The sequence below is a fragment of the Thaumasiovibrio clandestinus genome, assembly GCF_047250365.1.
Taxonomy (GTDB): Bacteria; Pseudomonadota; Gammaproteobacteria; order Enterobacterales; family Vibrionaceae; genus Thaumasiovibrio.
Genome location: NZ_JBLBVL010000001.1, coordinates 457115 through 474972 on the forward strand (window position 1 = coordinate 457115; position 17858 = coordinate 474972).

Consider the following 17858-nt stretch of genomic DNA (forward strand, 5'->3'; position numbering starts at 1 on the left):
ACTTTGCCCTGAAAATAATGGGGCAACGTCACGCAAACATCTTAAGGGAGAAAAATAATATGTCAGGTTCAGGAAATACGAATCATAGCGTGCTTGGAAAATGGACGCTTTTAGCGATGGGTGTCGGTATTACTGTCGGTGCGGGGCTATTTTCTCTTGTTGGTGCAGGAATTGGCTTAACAGGGCACGCATTGTGGTTAGCTTTTGGTATCGCCATTGTATTCGGTATTTTTTATAACATACCCATGTTATTTGCCAGTGGCGCACTTGTTTTGGATGGCGGCCCTTATGCCCTCATCAGTAGAATACTGGGGAAAAAATATGCTGGCATGTATGTGGTGAGCTTTTTCCTGTATTTTCCTACCGTTGCTATCTATGCTTTAGCGCTGGGGTTCTACATTAACTCTTTGCTTCCCACTGTTACTCCCTCCGCAGGCGCAATTGCAGGCTTAACGGTATTTTATATCGTTAATTTATTTGGTCTAGACACCTTATCTAGATTCCAGAATATGATGACAACCTTACTGATGGTGGGTATTGCTGTCTTTATTTTAGTCGGTTTTGGTCAAGTTGAGTTTAGCCTCCTTACACCAGAAGCAAACCCAGATTTTGCATCACAAGGTAACATGGGTATATTTAAAGCAGCGTGTTTGCTCTCTTTTGCAACCTATTGCCAATACTATTTAATGTACTTTAGTAAATACGCCAAACACCCCAAAAAAGATATTCCGTTTGGCATGATCGGTACAACCATTGTCATTATCTTTGTATATCTTGGTGTGTCTGTGGTCGCAACAGGTACGCTTCCAATTGATGAAGTCGCCAATCAACCTTTAACACTGGTTGCTCGAGAAGTTCTTTCATCCCCTCTATTTGTATTCTTTATGGTTTGTGGTCCATTCATGGCCCTAACAACCACCATCAATAGTGTTTACGCCTCTTATGTGCAACCGATTCAATCTGCGACCAGTGATGGATGGTTTCCAAAAAGCTTTGCCGCAACCAATAGAAGAGGTAGCCCTTGGAAAATTCTAACGCTTTGTTGGCTTGCTTCTATGCTTCCAATTCTTCTTGGCTGGGACATCAGCACCATCGCAAATACCTATATTCTCACTGATATTTGTATCGGTATCTTCATGATGGTCGCTATCGCAATGCTGCCTAAAAAATTCCCTCATGCGTGGGAAACACGAGAGTTTGGCGCAAAAGTTCCTTTATGGGTATTTTATACGCTGGTTGGCCTCGCAGGTGTCGTTCAGGGGATACTGATATATAACTCGATTACCTCTATCAAGTTGTACATTGTCATTGTAACGGCTGTCGCATTTACCATCGGCATTCTTTATGCCATCAAAAAAGATAAAGAGATCAACGTGGATAGCCCAAGTGATGAACAAGATCATCCTGAGCCAATTCTTGAACCAGCCATTGATTCATAAGCGAATAACAATAATTACCAGGTGAAACCAGCACATTGGGCCGCCTGGTAAAGATGACAATAGAAACAATATCCAATAACTAATACTGTAAGGTAGACATAATGACGACTCCTACTCGTGGCTTTACCCAACAAGAATTTGAACAACGCACCGCTCGCGCACAGAAAATCATGCACGACATGAAACTAGATGCGATGCTATTTACCACTGAACCAAACGTTCGCTACTTTACTGGCTTCCATAGTCAATTCTGGCATAGCCCGACTCGTCCTTGGTTTGTCGTTGTTCCCGCAGAAGGAAAGCCCATTGCTATCATCCCTGAAATCGGTGCCAAAGGGATGTCAAACACTTGGCTAGACACCGTGATCACTTGGCCTTCTCCGCGACCAGAAGATGATGGCATTAGCCTGCTTGCCAATACTTTAAACACGCTACCAAGCCGTTACGGTCGGGTTGGCGCAACACTAGGGATAGAATCCCATCTTCGTATGCCAGTAAACAATTATTTGAAATTGACCACCATGGTTAAAAAAGAATTTGTCGATACTGCTTTAGCAGTACACGGGCTTCGCCAAATCAAATCAGCCGCCGAAATAGCGAAGACACGTGAAGTTTGCCGCATCACCAATGTCGGCTTTAAACGTATTCCGGAGTATGCCCGTGCAGGGATGACAGAGCGCGAAATCTGTAAACAGTTTGGTATTGATATGTTGTTAGAAGGGGCGGATGAGTGTCCGTTCATTATTGCGGGATCAGGCCCTGATGCCTATGACGATATTTTAATGGGGCCTACGGATCGCATTATTGAGCCCGGTGACGTATTGCTGATTGATACTGGCGCGGTATGGGATGGATATTTCTCTGATTTTGACCGTAACTGGGCATTTGGCTACGCCAGTGAGGAAACCAAAGCGGCTTATCGTGCCACTTATGAAGCAACGACGAAAGGCTTTGAAGCCGCACGCCCAGGAGCAACAACAACAGATATCTATAATGCGATGTGGAAAGTGCTAGAAGCCAATGGCGCACTGGGTAATGACATTGGTCGTGTTGGTCATGGCCTAGGTATGGAGCTGACAGAACGCCCTTCTAATACCGCTACAGACAACACAATACTAAGACCCGGCATGGTGATGACCCTCGAACCAGGAATGGTCTATGCGCAAGGTAAAACAATGCTGCATGAAGAGAACATTGTGATCACCGAAGATGGTGCTGAGTGGTTGTCTGAACGCGCAGAACCAGAACTGATCATTATCGATTAATGGCACAGCGAAAACGTAAACCTATCTAACTAAAAGTAAAAAAATAAGGATCTTACTATGAATTTTGAACAATTTAACGATTTTGAAATAAAGCTCGAGTTCGAACCAGCTCCTCGCCCTGAGCGCGTTCATATTGGTCTTGTTCAGTTGGCGAATGATCACTCGTTAGAAACAGATTGGTCTCATTTGTTACGCGAACAAGCGGCGCTGTTTAGTACTCGTATTTTTAAAGAAAATGGTATGACACCAGAAGCCTTAGATGCCGTCGCAGCCAGTATTAGTGATGGCGCCGTATTAGTGGGTGATGGCTTACCAATGGATGTGATGGCCTTCGCCTGTACGTCGGCTTCAATTGTTATTGGTGAAGAAAAAGTATCCAAACTATTAACCAAAGGTCGAGATGCTATCCCAACCACAAATCCGTGGTCTGCAGCTCAAGCTGCATTTAAGCATTTAGGCGCTAAGAATGTCGCAGTATTTTCACCTTATCCTACCGATGTTAACTTCCCTCTGCGCGAGCAACTTCTTGACGCTGGCTTCAACGTAGTTGGACTAACAGCGCTGGGGATTATGGACGACAATATGATCCATAAAGTCCCGCTAAGCTCGTTCGAAGAAGGTATCGAGATATTAATTAAAGATGGCAATGTCGATGTTATTTTCATGTCATGTACTAGCCTACGCGCTGTAGAGAAAATCCAATATTTAGAAGATAAGTACGGCGTGCCTATTGTATCGAGCAACTCCGCGCTATTTTGGCATTCCATGTATTTATGCGGCAAGAACGCGCAATGCCCTGGGTATGGCAAACTGCTCTCGGGGGAAATTCCAATCAGCAAGGACACTGTGGCTAAAAAGGAGCCCGTTGAAGTACTGTAATTTTTATTGACCTTTTAGGGAGCTCCATAGATGGCTAGCATGCCATCTATGGCGGTTTGAATTTCAATAGGTTGAGATAGCGACAGCATATTGTCGCTATCATTACTTAACTAAGTGAGTAATATGAACTTACCAAATGACATTGTCGAGTGGCGACATCACTTACATTCCATTCCTGAAATTGGTTTTGAAGAGACAAAAACGGCAGACTTTATTGCACAAAAACTCGAAGAGTTTGGCATTGAAGTAGTACGCGGTATTGGCAAGACAGGCATGGTGGGCATTCTAAAACGTGGTACATCAACAAGGTCTATTGCATTGCGCGCAGATTTTGATGCAATCCCGGTTGAAGAACAAAATGACTTTTGTTATGCATCGAAAACCAGCGGTATGATGCATGGCTGCGGGCATGATGGTCATACTTCCATGCTACTGGGTGCGGCATATCAACTCGCACACCAAGATGACTTTGACGGTACAGTATACTTTATTTTCCAGCCCGCAGAAGAACAAGGCACGGGTGCCAAAGCCATGATTGAAGATGGGCTATTCTCTCGCTGGAAGATAGACGCCATTTATGCAATGCACAACCTTCCAGGCTTAGAGGTTGGCCGCTTTTTAATTAGCCCAAGCTCTGTTATGGCCAGTGAAAACCACTTCAAAATCGAAGTACTTGCCACTGGAGGCCATGCTGCAATGCCCCATTTAGGCAGCGATCCTGTGATTGCCGCGTGTAATATTGTCTCTGCACTACAAACAATTATTACACGTAATTTAGATGCGATTCACGAACCCGCCGTACTATCCGTTACTGACATTAAAACCAATGGTGGTGCCAATGTAATTCCAACCGTTGTCACTCTCTCGGGGGATACACGCTGCTTCTCAGATGACACCCAAGAGTATATTAAAGGTGCGATGGAGCGGGTTGTTTCAGGTATCACCTCTGCCGCTGGGCTTGATTATAACTATGCATTTTCCAACTGTGTATTGTCGACCGTTAATGATGCTAAAACAGCACAGGCTGCAGCCCGAGTAGCGAAACAACTGGTTGGAGATAAGATGGTTGATGACAACTGCAAGCCTTTCTGTATCTCAGAAGATTTCTCGTTCATGCAACGTGAAGTGCCAAGCTGCTATATCTTAGTCGGTAATGGCCTCGCGGAAGAAAAAGGCGGTGTTGCATTGCACCTCCCCCATTACGACTTTAATGATGACCTCTTGCTTATTGGCGCTAAGTATTGGGTTGAATTAGTACGCGATCAACTCTCAGTATAATAGAAACAACATGCCGACTGCTACGCAGTTGGCATGTCTATGCCTCGAGGTATTCTAATGTTATTTTCAGGAAACTGGATGGCAGTCTATGCCTTTTTGTGTTGGGGATTACTACCACTCTATTTTCAATATATTCCTAACGCCAATGTATTTGAATTACTTTCTATTCGAATTTTATTTTCCATTCCATGTATTTACTTATGGATCAAGTTATTCTCTGCTCCTACTAAAAACATTTGGATGGCTATGCGCAATAAAAGAACGCTTTTATTTTGTTTTTTAGCTGGACTATTTAACTTAATTTCTCTCTACTGTTTTACTTGGGCGGTAACAAATGGCCAAGTGCTCGCGGCGAGCTTAGGGTATTTTATCACGCCCATATTTGCTGTTATTTTTGCCGTATTATTTCTAAAAGACCGCTTATCCGGCTTTCAAATGGTCGCCGTTGTTCTTTCTGTCGCTGGCATTGGCTGTCAGGTACTTTACTTTCGTGAATTACCTTGGTTATCCATCATTATGGGCAGCACATTTGCGCTATATGGACTGATGAAAAAATTCGCCAACCTCGATGCGATGAGCATCATGATGATTGAGTTACTCACCGTTCTACCGATTGCATTGGTCCTGCTATTTAGTCAAATGTGGGACAATACCTCGGTATGGCAGTCAGGCGACCTTGGTAAGATGTGGCTCTACTTGTTATCTGCGCCGATTACACTCATTCCACTATTGCTCTACTCGATAGCTGTAGAGCGCACCAGCTTAGTCATGGTGGGGTTTATACAATATATCGAGCCTAGCCTTCAATTCTTACTGGCGGTTATCGTTTTTGGTGAGGTGCTATTGCGCGTGAATGTTCTAAGCTTTGGCTTAATCTGGCTTGGCTTATTATTGTGTGCCGCAGACATAATATTACAAAAGCCAACCTACCCTCCGTCTACCGTAGGCTAAGTATTGGCTGTTGTGAGCATTTAGTGGAATACCGATTAAATAACCATGCAAATACATAGCCAATATGGCACAAACAGTGGTTCCAATGGCGATGACTATCACGTCATTGACCCAAGAAGCCTTTAAGGGTGAGGAAGATCTCTGCTGGCGTTTTTCCATCAAAATAAGATCAGCGATAGCCCAGATTAAAAAAGAGCCGAACAACAGCGTGTCTGCTACGTTGCCATTAACTAATAAATGCGAAAATGCCCTCACCTCAAGGAGGAAAAAATTATTGCCTAGCAATAGCACTTAAGGCGCATTAGATCCATAATCCCCCAACCACTAAAGTTTCCATCTCTAACCTTCTAACAGCATAAGTAGAACAACTGCAATGACAACACCATCCACGGTCATTATTGGACTGTACAACCCGAAGAGCCCAACCAATGTTGGCGGCGTAATGCGTGCCGCGGGCTGCTATGACGCCACACAAGTACGCTATAACGGTGCGCGCTATAATCGCGCCGTAAGATTTCAAACAGATACACAAAAAACCCATGAACGAATTGATTTAATCGAAATGGACGACCTGACGGCTAACATCGCAGATAATGTAGAGATCGTGTGTGTCGAGTTGGCTGTGGGTGCCACAGCCCTACCGCTGTTTACCCATCCAGAAAATGCGGTGTATGTGTTTGGACCAGAAGACAACTCGATACCACAGAAGGTTGTCGATAAAGCGCATCATGTCGTGTATGTCCCCACCAATGGCTGCATGAACCTCGCTGCTACCGTCAATGTGGTCTTGTATGATCGCTTAGCGAAGCGTTTAGGCGCCATTGATGACAAACAACAAGTGATTGCCAACCGAGACACCAAGAATCGGTTAATCGTTAAATAATGACGGGTGAGATAAACACCAACCATCAAGTTGGCGAAGCGTTTTCGCCTCGTCAACTTGGGCAAGTGCAACTATCAATGTGTTCCGCCTGCAAATGCGCCGTAAGTCGACATAAAAATGAACTATTTTGACAAGCGGACGATGTCAGGTTGCTAATCTGTCAGTCTACCAACTTAAACACCGATTGCATTGAATCGCTTGGTGATCACAAACATTTTCGAAGCTTTGTAACTTGTTCTTGAACAAAAACGTGTTTCAAGTTGGCCTAGAGAATGTCAGGAAATGGCACAGAATTACGCCTTTAGCAACTAAATCTCTACTACGTTCTCCCCTGATAGTGATAAAATCACCGCATCAGAACTACCGAGAAACTCTATGTTTATCCATCATGTTAACGGCATCGACTGGCTGGTGATTACAGCTTTTGAAGAACTGAAAACTATATTTATCGAAGAAGCTGGTGCGATCCCCTTTTGCTTCTCTACCGCCAGCGAATTGAGTCTGATTGATCAAGCCAAGCGCACTTATGGCTACTTGCCTACACTAAGCGGCGTAATCACCGATACCGGCACTTTTCAAAGTCAGGATAACGAGGAAGATTTGAACCCACAACTTGCCTGCCTAGTTGAGGGGCGTGGTCGGGTGTTTATCTATCACGGCGGCTTTGTGGCTTTTGTGGATGACGAGCAAACCTTAATTACCCGATTGGACTGAAAGTTATTCAGTAAGTTGAAATCGGCGAATTGGTATCCCTAGCCCTTCATCCGCAAGCGTTTCGTTTATTAACAGGATACGAAGATCACGAATGTACATACATGCCCCTTAATGATGAAAAAACAACCAAATTAAGATTAAGGCACATTTTGACTTTTAAAAGGACAGGATATGATTTTGCGACAGATGGGTTATCGACAAGTCAAATTAACGTTTCAATAGCATCTTATTTATCAAAAAATTAAAATCACCCAATGCCAAAATGTGCCCTAAATTAATAACAAGCAGCTCTTCTAGTTGTATGGAACACTTAAAGGCCAGATATAAATGTGTATATATCGATGAGTATCAAGACTCCTCATTAGAATAGCACTCGCTATTTAGAATATTAGTGACCGAGGTGAGATTAAAAGGAATTGTTGTTGGGGATATTAACCAATCAAGTGTGATTTAATGGTTTTCGTTACCTATCCATATGGCAATCCATGAGCAAGCTGAACTTGACTACTTACATAAGGCTATAAGTAGCTCTAGGGATGCAGGTATCATATCACAACAGCAGGGTTTTCTACTCATACTAGGGTATGACTATGGTAAAGAATGGAAAGGGCTGATTTATCATCTAGAAGGGTGAAGATTTGTTAAGAGCCCTAGTTTGGAGCATTTTTACTTTTCAGTTGGTATTTAACTTTATAGAATATTTATGAAAGATAATTTGTAACTATTTGTTAACCATTACTTCAAAGATCAGATTATCAGTTACGTAATAAAAGTCATTTTGATTGCCTTATTTTTCGCCCTGCCTGGCGCTTTAGTTATTTTGAGTATTGTAAAGATTAATATGACTGTTTTGCATGAGCGTCTGCTTGCTTATCAAGAGAGTTAAGTTACCAGCAAAATGTCGTTATTATCCGATGTATTGGATGATTTTTGAGAGTGGATTGAATAATAAATTTTGCTTTTCCCTTAGCTAAACAAGATGGCTCTGAATACCGAAGCATTAGTGAAATTAGAGAATTATTTAGTGGTGTCGCTTCTGGTCGTTTTGCTGTCAATAAAAGCACAACGGGTTGGCATGGTGGTACACATATTAGTGGTGCCATTGCTCCATGGTTACCCAATCGATGTCCAATTCGAGCCATTGCTGATGGTCATGTCGTTGCTTACCGGATCAGTGACGACTACATTCGTACTCCGTTTGGTGAGCGCGAGTTTAACTTTAGCAATAATTTTTGCTTGATTGAGCACACTTGTACCAATCCAAGTAACGCGGAGCAAAGTTATTGCTTCTATTCTCTGTACATGCATCTAAAACCACAGGCATTACTTACCAGTTATCGAGAGAATCACTATAAAGCAAATAAGGAGCGCGTTGCTTTTAAATCGATGAGCGATGCTAATGAACTTAAGCTTCCAAAAGGCACAGTGATCGAATTTGTAGAGCATGAAAATATCGTCACCTCTTCTAAGGTGTATGGTGGTAACAATACAGAGTTTGATTGGGTAGAGTGTACCGTTGTTGAGCTTGGTCCTGACAGCGACCGCTCCTTAATGCGATTAGCTGGGGAAAACGTGTGGCTGGCTGCCAACGTTTCTGGACCAGAGCACACAAAGTTTGGTTTTTTTGATATACACTACAGCAAATTTGACACAGCCATAGCTTGGCAGAATCGGGATGGAGTAAGCCAAGATGAAGAAATATCGACAAATGGCTCAGTTAATGCACCAGCCACTCCAATACCTATTCAAGCGGGTGAGCCAATTGGTTATATTGGTATTCACGAGTACCCTGAAAATACCAACAGTGATATAAGATTCGAATATAGATGTCACCTAGAAGTGTTCGCACCAAAAAAGCCTCCTTCTTGGTTTTTGCATCATTTGTCAGGAACAACAGAGGAAGGCGAAGAGGCGCATGGGTTTCACGTTATTGACGGGGCTAATAGTAACGGCGCCTATGACTCCGGGAATGAGTTTTATATTGAAATGGCAAAGCTTGTCGGTTGGGTACCAAGAGCAAGTATAACTGGCGAGGATATATCGCGTTACTTTAACAGTGGAAGTAATCAGCTTGAAAAAGCGGTGATCTGCCACCCAACAGAGTGGCTAAGTGATTCCAATTCCAGCATTTATATAACATGCCAACTGGAAATTGAACGTGACCAAATGCATACTCGATGCGCAAGAGGGTTTCGTAATTTTGAGGAGTATCGAAGAACTGTGTTCTTCCAAAATTTGCAAGAAACGTATAATGACTACGTAGCTCATGAAAAAATACGAGTAGACGATAGCGTTTGGGTCAAAGACGCAGTCTCACAGGGTGTGAGTGCTTTACAGCCTATCGTTGACTCTGGCAATGCATGGCACTTTTGGCCGTTGGGCTTGATGCCTAGTGCTAGAGGAGTTCACATCAATATAGATGAGTTTATAGCGTTATATATCCCTGCATTTCAACAGCTAATTGAAGGATTTAGGTTTGGTCCGACATCAACAGCGAACTTGAGATCAATTTTGAACCTGTTGAATGAGTATTACGCAGAAAATCCAGAAGAATGGAACTTGCATCACGTGGCGTATATGTTAGCGACTGCTCAGATTGAGGCATATCACTTTACATCTGGTGAGTATTTTAGTGAAAGACCTGAAGTAGGCGATCGTGAGTACTTTAATAAATATGATCCAGTTTTAGGTGCGACAAAAGAAATAAGAGAAACAGCTATTTCTTATGGTAATACAGAGGAGGGCGATGGTTATAAGTACAGGGGGCGAGGTTTAGTTCAATTGACCTGGAAAAGTAATTATGAAAGATTTGGACGTCATTTTGCTCTCGATTTGGTGTCTACCCCTGATTTAGCTGGGCAACATAAAAATGCTGTTCCAATAATGATCTGGGGAATGACCGAAGGAACCATCACTGGTCGAAGGTTAAGTCACTATATAAATGATGATCAAGTTGATTATGTAGGTGCTAGGTGGGTTATCAATGGTAGGGACAGAAGAGATAAAATAGCAGAATATGCTCGAAAGTTTGAGCGGATACTTATGGAGGTGGTTAATAGTGCGTAATTTGATGAGTATTGTGAAAATATTAATGTTGCTTGTACTTTCTTTTCATGTTGGAGCAACCATGTACGTAGAGTCTGATGATGGATCTTTATTGATTTATGATGGTGAGAAAGAGAATAAAATAGAAGAGGTTTTTTTTAAATACCCATCCTTTTATACTTATTTAAGAAGGTTTGATTATGGTCATGCAATAATTCATCGTGGACATGGCAGTACTATGCACTTTTATACACTTTCTAATAAAAACCTTGAAAGTATTGATTGTATCTACCATAAAAATAGAATCAAGCAGAATGGCTTAAGCATAAGGAAAGCAGTCTGCGGGCTGTCTCTACCAGTTAATGGTATATATGATAACGATATAGGATTTGACTTTCTTGATTATGTTACAAAAGATGAATACTCATATACTTATGAGCGTGATGCTGGGAAATACCCTGTAAATGTTAATGTTGCCGATTTTGACGGTGGTGTCGTATACCGACGCTACTTAAGTCAAGATGATTATCAAGATGAGATATTTGAAACGATTGTGACTTTCCAGGGTGAAGACTTAACGTTTAGAGGCTCTGAAATTTACATTGTGTATTTTTGTCATGAAAATGCGTGCGATGCTGAGTCATTGGAAAGAGTATTTTATAGCGATGAACTGGGCAGATATCAGAGGCAAGAGCTATTAAACTTTAAGTCTAAATCAATAAAGTAAAGTTTGTCTTTTCATAATTTATTTCACAAGGGGCTATTGCTGCGGATGATAAAGTGCCGAATGTATTTAGATAGGTTTTTATGTCATAGTTAATTTTGTTGGGGCGATTCGCCAGACCGATAAATTGTAATTAATTATTTTTGGCCTCTTGGTAATTCTGGAATTTTACATGATTAATAAATTATTTGTACTTATACCAATATTGTTCTTCTCCAGCTTCTCATATTCTCACCCTCAGATAGAAGTTACCGAAGATCCTTATACTACAAATGAAACACTTTGCTTGGGTCATGAAGAAATTTATAAGAGATTAATCGTCACGTCAAATGTGACGCAGTCTAGTGCACACGTATGTTAATGTCCAACCAATTTTTCTGCTCAAGTTATGATCTGAATCAGCAGTTTTAGACACCTCGTTAAGCGAGTAAAATCACTTAACGAGGTAAAAAATAAGTCAATTTCCAAGACACTAGCGAATTTGAACAGGTTTTTTACACGGGAATGTTTGAGCTGACGTCGGTACATCGGAACTAGCCCATTTGTTGTAAAACTACATCAAAAATAGACTATGCAAGCTTATACTGCCAGTTATGCACGGTATCGAGGGAAATATGTGAGCTTATGATGCAAACGACATAGCGACAGATGGGTGGAAGCCCCACCAGCCACATCCCGGCACACACGTCGCTCGCTGTGGCTGCTCCCTTCCGGGCCTGACCAGGTTCACAAGTTAGTGTTGCGGGAGGACCGATGGGGCCTCCATAGATTCTGTTTCAAAACGATATCGTCTTGAGTGGCTGAATTATCAGGGATAGCCGGAAAGAATGCAAGACTAATCCCTTGTTTAAACGTTCAACTGACCACTGTTTGAACGATTATACCGTCAAAAGTCCTCTTCTGGATCATCAAGCAAGTACTCGCCCAACCAAGCGCTGCACAACACAAGTAACCAACAAACTAAAACCGCATTAGGAACAGGAAACCTTGGGGTAACGACCAAAGCTGCAAACGTCACGGCTGGCAAAATCCAAACTAACCTCTCTAGATATTCAGACTGCTCGGTTTTCGCCATGCTTTGCATACTGGCAATTAAACCGACAACGCATAAGCCAATCAGAGAGGCATGTGCGCCCCCAGTGAGCCAGAGCGGAAGCATAATTGCAATCGGCCACCAAGTGTTACCTTTCACCATACGCCAACAACGAGCGGCGCACCACACCCCCACAACCCCAACTAATTGCACAACCGTAAAGAACGCCTCGCCGTCAAGCTTGCCATCACGTTGCAATGCCATCAGGCCACCATACATAGCCAGTACGATAACCGTCATTAAGATCCCGAGCTGCCAGTTTCCTTTGCGAGAGAAGGTGACGTCCAGTACCGGCATGACCATCCATACTCCAATTGAAATGGATAAGGGCTGGCTATCGAGTGTCAGACCATAAGTACCCAAAGAAAGCAGTAACAGCCATGCCGCTGCGCCGCCTTGCGGAAGAAGCCACACTGCGGGGATAGCGAGAACTAACGCAGGGATATCGCCATCAATAATACCGAGGGAAAACACTCCCAAGATGGAAAGGAATATACTAATTACAATGAGTAACGCGGCATACATTGATGCACCTCCTTGCGCCTACTACGAAATGACTCTGTTTTGACTACAGTAATTCTAGCAATAATCTCTTACCAGAGTGATGTATAATCAACCTCATTCTGCTTCCTGCTATAACGAGATCTACACCTATTAATATGACTGATTTTAAGTTACAAATCTACGCCGTTTTACATCAAATTCCTCACGGCTATGTCACGACTTACGGAGATGTCGCGAAACGGGCTGGCTATCCTGGCTATGCACGCCAAGTTGGCAAACTGTTATCCGATCTACCCAAAGAGACCACGCTACCATGGTTTCGAGTGATCAACGGCAAAGGAGAGATCTCTTTAAAAGGGGATAACGCAGCACGTCAAATAGAAGCATTAAGAAATGATGGCGTTGATGTTGCGCAAGGCAAGGTCTCCCTGCGCAAATATCGCTGGCTTGGCTAGTTCACTTTTATTAGCATCAGGTCAACCGATGTAGTGCGTTCGGTATCCGTCAATACCCCATAGTGGCGGTCGGTAATAAACAGCAACTTACCATCATGTTCAATACGTGCACTTAACGCGTATCTGCGCCCTTCTTCAATAACATCGTTATCAAATGTCAGGCTAAACGAGAGCGGGACTTGTTGCCCTTGTGCTATAAATGCGTGCTGGCTTATCAGTTCAGCTTTAACATCCATGATAGATACATCCTGCAATGATACCGTGATCTTTGCGTTCTCAGGTAGGATCACGCGTTCTCGGTAATTCACTGTTCCCGTGATCTCACCACGCTGGTTTTCTGCCACCACAACAGATGTGCACGCTGTAATGATCAATGCTGCAATTAAACCTATAGTTAGAGTCAGCACCTTTTTCATTAATTACCTCATCAATTTTTAACGTTAAATGGACACACGAGTGAGTTTTGCACGATTTCAAAAATATGTGCTGTCAGCACATGTTTCAGATCCGACCAGCATAATATCACGTTACAGGAAGCAAGTATGAGTCTTGAACTGAACGAACTTCTCAATTTATTGAAACTTGAACGCATTGAACAAGGCCTATACCGGGGACAAAGCGAAAATTTGGGCCTTCCTCAAGTCTATGGAGGGCAAGTAATAGGACAAGCGCTCTCTGCAGCAAAAGAAACGGTCTTACCGCAGCGCTTTGTGCACTCTTTTCATAGCTACTTTCTACTGCCTGGCGACCCAAACAAACCAATTGTCTATGATGTTGAGACGCTTAGAGACGGAAAAAGTTTCAGTGCGCGCAGAGTAAAAGCGATTCAAAATGGTCGTCCGATCTTTTTTCTTACGGCGTCCTACCAAGAAGACGAAGTTGGCTTGCAGCACCAAAACCCCATGCCATCCGTTCCTGATCCTGAGACATTGCAAAGTGAGTACCAACTTGCCAACCTCATCGCCGACAAAATTCCACCCAAAATACGTCATATTTTTTGCCATCAAAAGCCAATTGAAGTTCGACCCGTAACGGTGATTAACCCTCTTAATCCAAAGCCGGCTGAAAGCCATCAATATTTATGGATTAAAGCCAATGGTGAGCTGCCCAACGACCGAAGAATTCATCAATATGTGCTCGCTTACGCTTCTGATTGGGGATTTCTGGTAACCGCTCTACACCCTCACTCAGTTTCACTACTCACTGCTGGTATGCAGGTTGCCACTATTGATCACTCCATGTGGTTTCACCGTTCTTTTAAAATGGACGAATGGCTACTCTACTCTATCGAAAGCCCATCTGCCTGTGGAGCGAGAGGGTTTGTACGGGGTGAAGTGTTTAATCGACAAGGCGAGTTAATTGCTTCGGCTGCGCAAGAGGGGTTAATGCGGCAAACAATGTAGAAACAAGCACGCTATATTTGACAGGCACAAATGAAGGCTTATGCTTGTCGCACACGTTATTCTATCTGAGGTAAACATGCGTAAAGCTGTTGTTGTTTTTAGTGGTGGCCAAGATTCTACTACCTGTTTGCTGGACGCGCTCAACCGTTATGATGAAGTGCATTGCATCACGTTCGACTACGGACAGCGCCATAAACAAGAAATCGACATTGCTAAGGCCATTTGCAAAACACTAAATGTAACGGCCCATAAAGTGCTCGATGTCGGGCTTTTGAATGAACTGGCTATCAGCTCATTAACAAGAGACAACATCGCAGTTTCTCATGAACTGATGGACAACGGATTGCCAAACAGCTTCGTGCCGGGACGTAACATACTGTTTCTTACCCTTGCTGGAATCTATGCCTATCAAATTGGCGCAGAGTCTATCATTACTGGTGTCTGCGAAACGGATTTTTCAGGCTATCCAGATTGCCGTGACGAGTTCGTTAAAGCACAGAACAACGCACTCGTACTAGGCATGGATCGTGATCTTAATATCGAAACGCCACTGATGTGGCTAAATAAAGCCGAAACATGGGCGCTGGCTGATCAATTAGGCCAACTCGACTTTGTCCGCCAGCAAACACTGACATGTTACAATGGCGTTGTTGGGGATGGCTGCGGTGATTGCCCAGCTTGCCACCTGCGCCAAGCTGGTCTCAATGAGTATATTGAGGATAAATCAAATGTTCTCGCCTCCTTGGCAAAAAAGTCACAATAGTACAGGCAGCCCTTGCGGGCTGCTCCTCTTCTAATCAAGGACTATGCGCTGCGCATTCTTTTTCACCGTTGAGGCACCAATACCTTTAACGTTTATCAACTCTTCCGCTGTCGCAAACTGACCATGCGCGTTACGGTAATCAATAATCGCTTGCGCTTTATCTGGACCGATGCCAATCAACAGCTTATCTAGCTCTTCCAACGTGGCGCTATTAATATTAACTTTGATATCAGTTTGTTGGCTAGACACACTATCCGTAGCAAAAGCAGCGCTTCCCATTAGTGCACCAATAAGTAGCGCACTCATCGCCAAGGTTCTTCCCGGTTTTATCATCACTGTCTCCTAATCTTTAAATTGAGCATGTGAATATGTAACGGCGTTACATACACTCAAGTGACAGTAATGAATAATCCGCCTTTGTCTTGTCTTAAGAAACAAAAAAAAGGCATGCCTTCTAAAAAGCATGCCTTAGTCATTTATCGATTACACCCAGCTGTGAGCTTAGTTAATATTTGTTGTCACTTTTGCTGCGCTACGCAAGGCTGCAACAATATCGCTCAAACCTTGTTGCGAACGTACTTGCAATAGCTGCTGGCTAAGCATATCGAGGTTATCACCGACTTCGCCTTCGGTTACGCTATCAACCGCAAAAACAATTACATCGCCATTGAAGTCGTTAGCAATACCATAAACGCTATCAGCGTCAGGTTTTGGCTGGGTAAACACTGCGTTAGCGACAGACCAGTTTGGCCCCATACGCGTGTAAGTTTCGGTAGCTTCAAACTCAGCGTCCACTGCTTCACCAGCATTCAATCCACTCACCAATGCCTCAGCAGCAGCTTGTACTTCTTCTCGTGCACGTTGCATTGCCAATGATGATTCAGCCTGCTCTTTCACTTCAGCTAGTGGCAACACTTCTTCGTAGCGATAGTCATCGACTCGGACAACTATAACATGTTCTGCATCCAGCTCGATAACCGGTGAGTTATAGCCATCTTCACGCACTTCAGCACTAAACAAGGCGTCAAGTACACGAGGGTCTGCCAATACACCGGATGCGCTCTGACGTGAGATGAAGTCGGTGGTCACCACTTCTGTGCCTGTCGCTTGTGCTGCGTCAGCTAACGAGTCTCCCACTTCAAATGAAATATCCGCTAAGGCATTACGTAGCTCATAAAACGCGTTAACAGCATTATCCTGTTGAAGGGTCGCTATGATTTCATCACGCACTTCTTCCATTGGCGTCGCTTGCGCTGCCTGAATATCAGTCACTTTAATCAAGTGAATACCAAAATCCGTTTCGACCGGTGCAGAGATATCACCTTCGGCAGCTAGCTCAAAAGCGGCGGCATCGAATGCTGCATCCATGATGCCTGGCTCAATCCAATCAAGATCACCGCCATTTTCTGCACTGAAGGTATCAGCAGATAAAACGCTAGCTAGTTCAGCGAAATCTTCACCGTCTTTCAAGCGTTGTAGCGCCTCATCAGCACGCTCAGCAGCATCATCACCTGTAAATAGGATATGGCTTAAGCGACGCTTCTCTTCAGTGCTAAAGCGCGCTAGGTGCGTTTCATAGTACGCTTCGACTTCACCGTCTGTTACTTCTGACGTATCTGCCATGTTCTCAGCAGAAAGTTCAATATATGCCACTTTCACTTCATCAGGGCGAGTAAACTGGTAGCTATTTTGTTGATAATACGCTTCAAGCTCTTCGTCGGTTAGTACCACTTTCTCTGCCGCTTCTGACACAGATAGCGTAAGCGTGCGTACTTCACGGGTTTGTTGCTCTAGTGAGCTCAGTGTTTCCACTTCATAATCTAACGCGAATTCACTACCTGCCAAGGCTGATAGCAATTGCTGGCGGCGCAAGTCAGCACGCACTTGTTCAGCAAACGTATCTGGCGTTAAACCCATACGACGTAGCATGGCCGTATACGTATCATTGTCAAAACGACCATCAACATGGAAAGCGGGAATGTTCAGCAGCTCTTCACGCACTTGTTGGTCACTAACGCGCAGGCCTAGCGTCTCAGCATATTGTTGAATCAGCTTATCGTTAATCATCTGATTTAACACAGTCTGACGAACTTGAGCTAAATAGGCTGGCTCCGCAATCATGGCAAGAAATTGCTCACCGCCCTGCTGTTGCATACGGTTACGCTCTTGCTGGAACGTTTGTTCAAATTGGCGAATATCAATTTCTTCACCGTTAACAGTCGCAGCAACAAGTTGTCCGCCTCCTGTTAAGTAACTACCAACACCTGCAAACACAAATGAGAGGATAATAAGACTTAGAATAATTTTAACGACAAGGCTATTAGCACCTTCACGAAGTCGTTCCATCATAATTTGACGCTTCCCAAACAGAATTTCCGGTTATTTTTCGTCAACCCAGCTGAACTGAGCAGTTGAGGTTGGTTCTGATTACAGCATCACGCTGCCGAGGGCAGCAAAGCTGG

The 17858-nt window shown here is 43.5% G+C and carries 18 protein-coding genes and 1 other RNA gene; 13 read left to right on the forward strand and 6 right to left on the reverse strand.

The window, feature by feature from the left end; translation table 11 throughout:
* Positions 1-59 precede the first annotated feature (59 nt).
* From ACKLNH_RS02165 to rarD, 5 genes are all read left to right on the forward strand, one after another.
* Positions 60-1439, forward strand: coding sequence for an APC family permease (locus tag ACKLNH_RS02165; RefSeq protein ID WP_413110587.1), 1380 nt, complete (start codon positions 60-62; stop codon positions 1437-1439).
* Positions 1440-1540: 101 nt separating this feature from the next.
* Positions 1541-2704, forward strand: a complete 1164-nt coding sequence (locus ACKLNH_RS02170; protein WP_413110588.1) for a M24 family metallopeptidase — start codon at positions 1541-1543, stop codon at positions 2702-2704.
* 57 nt (positions 2705-2761) lie between these two features.
* The gene (locus ACKLNH_RS02175; RefSeq protein ID WP_413110589.1) at positions 2762-3583 is read left to right on the forward strand and encodes a maleate cis-trans isomerase family protein; all 822 of its coding nucleotides are present in this window, start codon (positions 2762-2764) and stop codon (positions 3581-3583) included.
* 123 nt (positions 3584-3706) lie between these two features.
* Positions 3707-4861 carry a M20 aminoacylase family protein gene (locus tag ACKLNH_RS02180; RefSeq protein WP_413110590.1) on the forward strand — a complete coding sequence of 385 codons (1155 nt, stop codon included), beginning with the start codon at positions 3707-3709 and terminating at the stop codon, positions 4859-4861.
* A 57-nt stretch (positions 4862-4918) separates the two neighbouring features.
* Complete coding sequence (gene rarD, locus ACKLNH_RS02185; protein WP_413110591.1) at positions 4919-5812, forward strand: EamA family transporter RarD; 894 nt, start codon at positions 4919-4921, stop codon at positions 5810-5812.
* Here the strand turns inward: rarD and ACKLNH_RS02190 are convergent.
* Positions 5774-6103 (reverse strand): NnrU family protein, encoded by a 330-nt coding sequence (locus ACKLNH_RS02190; protein ID WP_413110592.1) that lies wholly within the window; start codon positions 6101-6103, stop codon positions 5774-5776. The genes rarD and ACKLNH_RS02190 overlap by 39 nt on opposite strands.
* 82 nt (positions 6104-6185) lie before the next feature.
* Here ACKLNH_RS02190 and ACKLNH_RS02195 point away from each other — a divergent pair, with 82 nt between their 5' ends.
* The 5 genes from ACKLNH_RS02195 (at position 6186) to ACKLNH_RS02215 (ending at position 11181) form a co-directional block, all read left to right on the forward strand.
* Complete coding sequence (locus ACKLNH_RS02195) at positions 6186-6695, forward strand: RNA methyltransferase (protein ID WP_413110593.1); 510 nt, start codon at positions 6186-6188, stop codon at positions 6693-6695.
* Between the two features lie 375 nt (positions 6696-7070).
* Positions 7071-7409: a cytosolic protein gene (locus tag ACKLNH_RS02200; protein WP_413110594.1), complete on the forward strand. Its 339-nt coding sequence runs from the start codon at positions 7071-7073 to the stop codon at positions 7407-7409.
* A 979-nt stretch (positions 7410-8388) separates the two neighbouring features.
* On the forward strand, positions 8389-8649 hold the full coding sequence (locus ACKLNH_RS02205) for a hypothetical protein (RefSeq protein WP_413110595.1): 261 nt from the start codon (positions 8389-8391) through the stop codon (positions 8647-8649).
* A gap of 62 nt (positions 8650-8711) precedes the next feature.
* On the forward strand, positions 8712-10475 hold the full coding sequence (locus tag ACKLNH_RS02210) for a hypothetical protein (protein ID WP_413110596.1): 1764 nt from the start codon (positions 8712-8714) through the stop codon (positions 10473-10475).
* Positions 10468-11181 (forward strand): hypothetical protein, encoded by a 714-nt coding sequence (locus ACKLNH_RS02215; RefSeq protein WP_413110597.1) that lies wholly within the window; start codon positions 10468-10470, stop codon positions 11179-11181. Before ACKLNH_RS02210 ends, ACKLNH_RS02215 begins: the two co-directional genes overlap by 8 nt.
* A gap of 656 nt (positions 11182-11837) precedes the next feature.
* Here ACKLNH_RS02215 and ffs read toward each other — a convergent pair.
* Together ffs and ACKLNH_RS02225 are read right to left on the reverse strand one after the other, a co-directional pair.
* Positions 11838-11934: signal recognition particle sRNA small type (gene ffs / locus ACKLNH_RS02220), an RNA gene on the reverse strand.
* 130 nt (positions 11935-12064) lie between these two features.
* Positions 12065-12796: a VP0952 family biofilm-associated protein gene (locus ACKLNH_RS02225; protein WP_413110598.1), complete on the reverse strand. Its 732-nt coding sequence runs from the start codon at positions 12794-12796 to the stop codon at positions 12065-12067.
* Positions 12797-12930: 134 nt separating this feature from the next.
* Between ACKLNH_RS02225 and ACKLNH_RS02230 the strand changes: the two genes are divergently transcribed.
* Positions 12931-13230 carry an MGMT family protein gene (locus ACKLNH_RS02230; protein ID WP_413110599.1) on the forward strand — a complete coding sequence of 100 codons (300 nt, stop codon included), beginning with the start codon at positions 12931-12933 and terminating at the stop codon, positions 13228-13230.
* On the opposite strand, the gene ACKLNH_RS02235 is transcribed toward ACKLNH_RS02230, so the two are convergent.
* Positions 13227-13646 (reverse strand): YbaY family lipoprotein, encoded by a 420-nt coding sequence (locus ACKLNH_RS02235; RefSeq protein ID WP_413110600.1) that lies wholly within the window; start codon positions 13644-13646, stop codon positions 13227-13229. The genes ACKLNH_RS02230 and ACKLNH_RS02235 overlap by 4 nt on opposite strands.
* A 126-nt stretch (positions 13647-13772) precedes the next feature.
* On the opposite strand from ACKLNH_RS02235, the gene tesB reads away from it, so the two are divergent.
* Together tesB and queC are read left to right on the forward strand one after the other, a co-directional pair.
* Positions 13773-14633: an acyl-CoA thioesterase II gene (gene tesB / locus ACKLNH_RS02240; protein ID WP_413110601.1), complete on the forward strand. Its 861-nt coding sequence runs from the start codon at positions 13773-13775 to the stop codon at positions 14631-14633.
* A 76-nt stretch (positions 14634-14709) separates the two neighbouring features.
* On the forward strand, positions 14710-15396 hold the full coding sequence (gene queC, locus ACKLNH_RS02245; RefSeq protein ID WP_413110602.1) for a 7-cyano-7-deazaguanine synthase QueC: 687 nt from the start codon (positions 14710-14712) through the stop codon (positions 15394-15396).
* 30 nt (positions 15397-15426) lie between these two features.
* Here queC and ACKLNH_RS02250 read toward each other — a convergent pair whose 3' ends face one another.
* A complete protein-coding gene (locus ACKLNH_RS02250; protein ID WP_413110603.1) occupies positions 15427-15729 on the reverse strand; it encodes a ComEA family DNA-binding protein in 303 nt (100 codons plus the stop codon).
* A 168-nt stretch (positions 15730-15897) separates the two neighbouring features.
* A complete protein-coding gene (ppiD, locus tag ACKLNH_RS02255) occupies positions 15898-17745 on the reverse strand; it encodes a peptidylprolyl isomerase (RefSeq protein WP_413110604.1) in 1848 nt (615 codons plus the stop codon).
* Positions 17746-17858 lie beyond the last annotated feature (113 nt).

Excerpts from the sequence above, each read along its gene's own strand:
- ACKLNH_RS02165 (WP_413110587.1), top strand. The coding sequence starts at position 60 with ATGTCAGGTTCAGGAAATACGAATCATAGCGTGCTTGGAAAATGGACG.
- ACKLNH_RS02170 (WP_413110588.1), top strand. The coding sequence starts at position 1,541 with ATGACGACTCCTACTCGTGGCTTTACCCAACAAGAATTTGAACAACGC.
- ACKLNH_RS02175 (WP_413110589.1), top strand. The coding sequence starts at position 2,762 with ATGAATTTTGAACAATTTAACGATTTTGAAATAAAGCTCGAGTTCGAA.
- ACKLNH_RS02180 (WP_413110590.1), top strand. The coding sequence starts at position 3,707 with ATGAACTTACCAAATGACATTGTCGAGTGGCGACATCACTTACATTCC.
- rarD (WP_413110591.1), top strand. The coding sequence starts at position 4,919 with ATGTTATTTTCAGGAAACTGGATGGCAGTCTATGCCTTTTTGTGTTGG.
- ACKLNH_RS02195 (WP_413110593.1), top strand. The coding sequence starts at position 6,186 with ATGACAACACCATCCACGGTCATTATTGGACTGTACAACCCGAAGAGC.
- ACKLNH_RS02200 (WP_413110594.1), top strand. The coding sequence starts at position 7,071 with ATGTTTATCCATCATGTTAACGGCATCGACTGGCTGGTGATTACAGCT.
- ACKLNH_RS02205 (WP_413110595.1), top strand. The coding sequence starts at position 8,389 with ATGGCTCTGAATACCGAAGCATTAGTGAAATTAGAGAATTATTTAGTG.
- ACKLNH_RS02210 (WP_413110596.1), top strand. The coding sequence starts at position 8,712 with ATGCATCTAAAACCACAGGCATTACTTACCAGTTATCGAGAGAATCAC.
- ACKLNH_RS02225 (WP_413110598.1), bottom strand. The coding sequence starts at position 12,796 with ATGTATGCCGCGTTACTCATTGTAATTAGTATATTCCTTTCCATCTTG.
- ACKLNH_RS02230 (WP_413110599.1), top strand. The coding sequence starts at position 12,931 with ATGACTGATTTTAAGTTACAAATCTACGCCGTTTTACATCAAATTCCT.
- ACKLNH_RS02235 (WP_413110600.1), bottom strand. The coding sequence starts at position 13,646 with ATGAAAAAGGTGCTGACTCTAACTATAGGTTTAATTGCAGCATTGATC.
- tesB (WP_413110601.1), top strand. The coding sequence starts at position 13,773 with ATGAGTCTTGAACTGAACGAACTTCTCAATTTATTGAAACTTGAACGC.
- queC (WP_413110602.1), top strand. The coding sequence starts at position 14,710 with ATGCGTAAAGCTGTTGTTGTTTTTAGTGGTGGCCAAGATTCTACTACC.
- ACKLNH_RS02250 (WP_413110603.1), bottom strand. The coding sequence starts at position 15,729 with ATGATAAAACCGGGAAGAACCTTGGCGATGAGTGCGCTACTTATTGGT.
- ppiD (WP_413110604.1), bottom strand. The coding sequence starts at position 17,745 with ATGATGGAACGACTTCGTGAAGGTGCTAATAGCCTTGTCGTTAAAATT.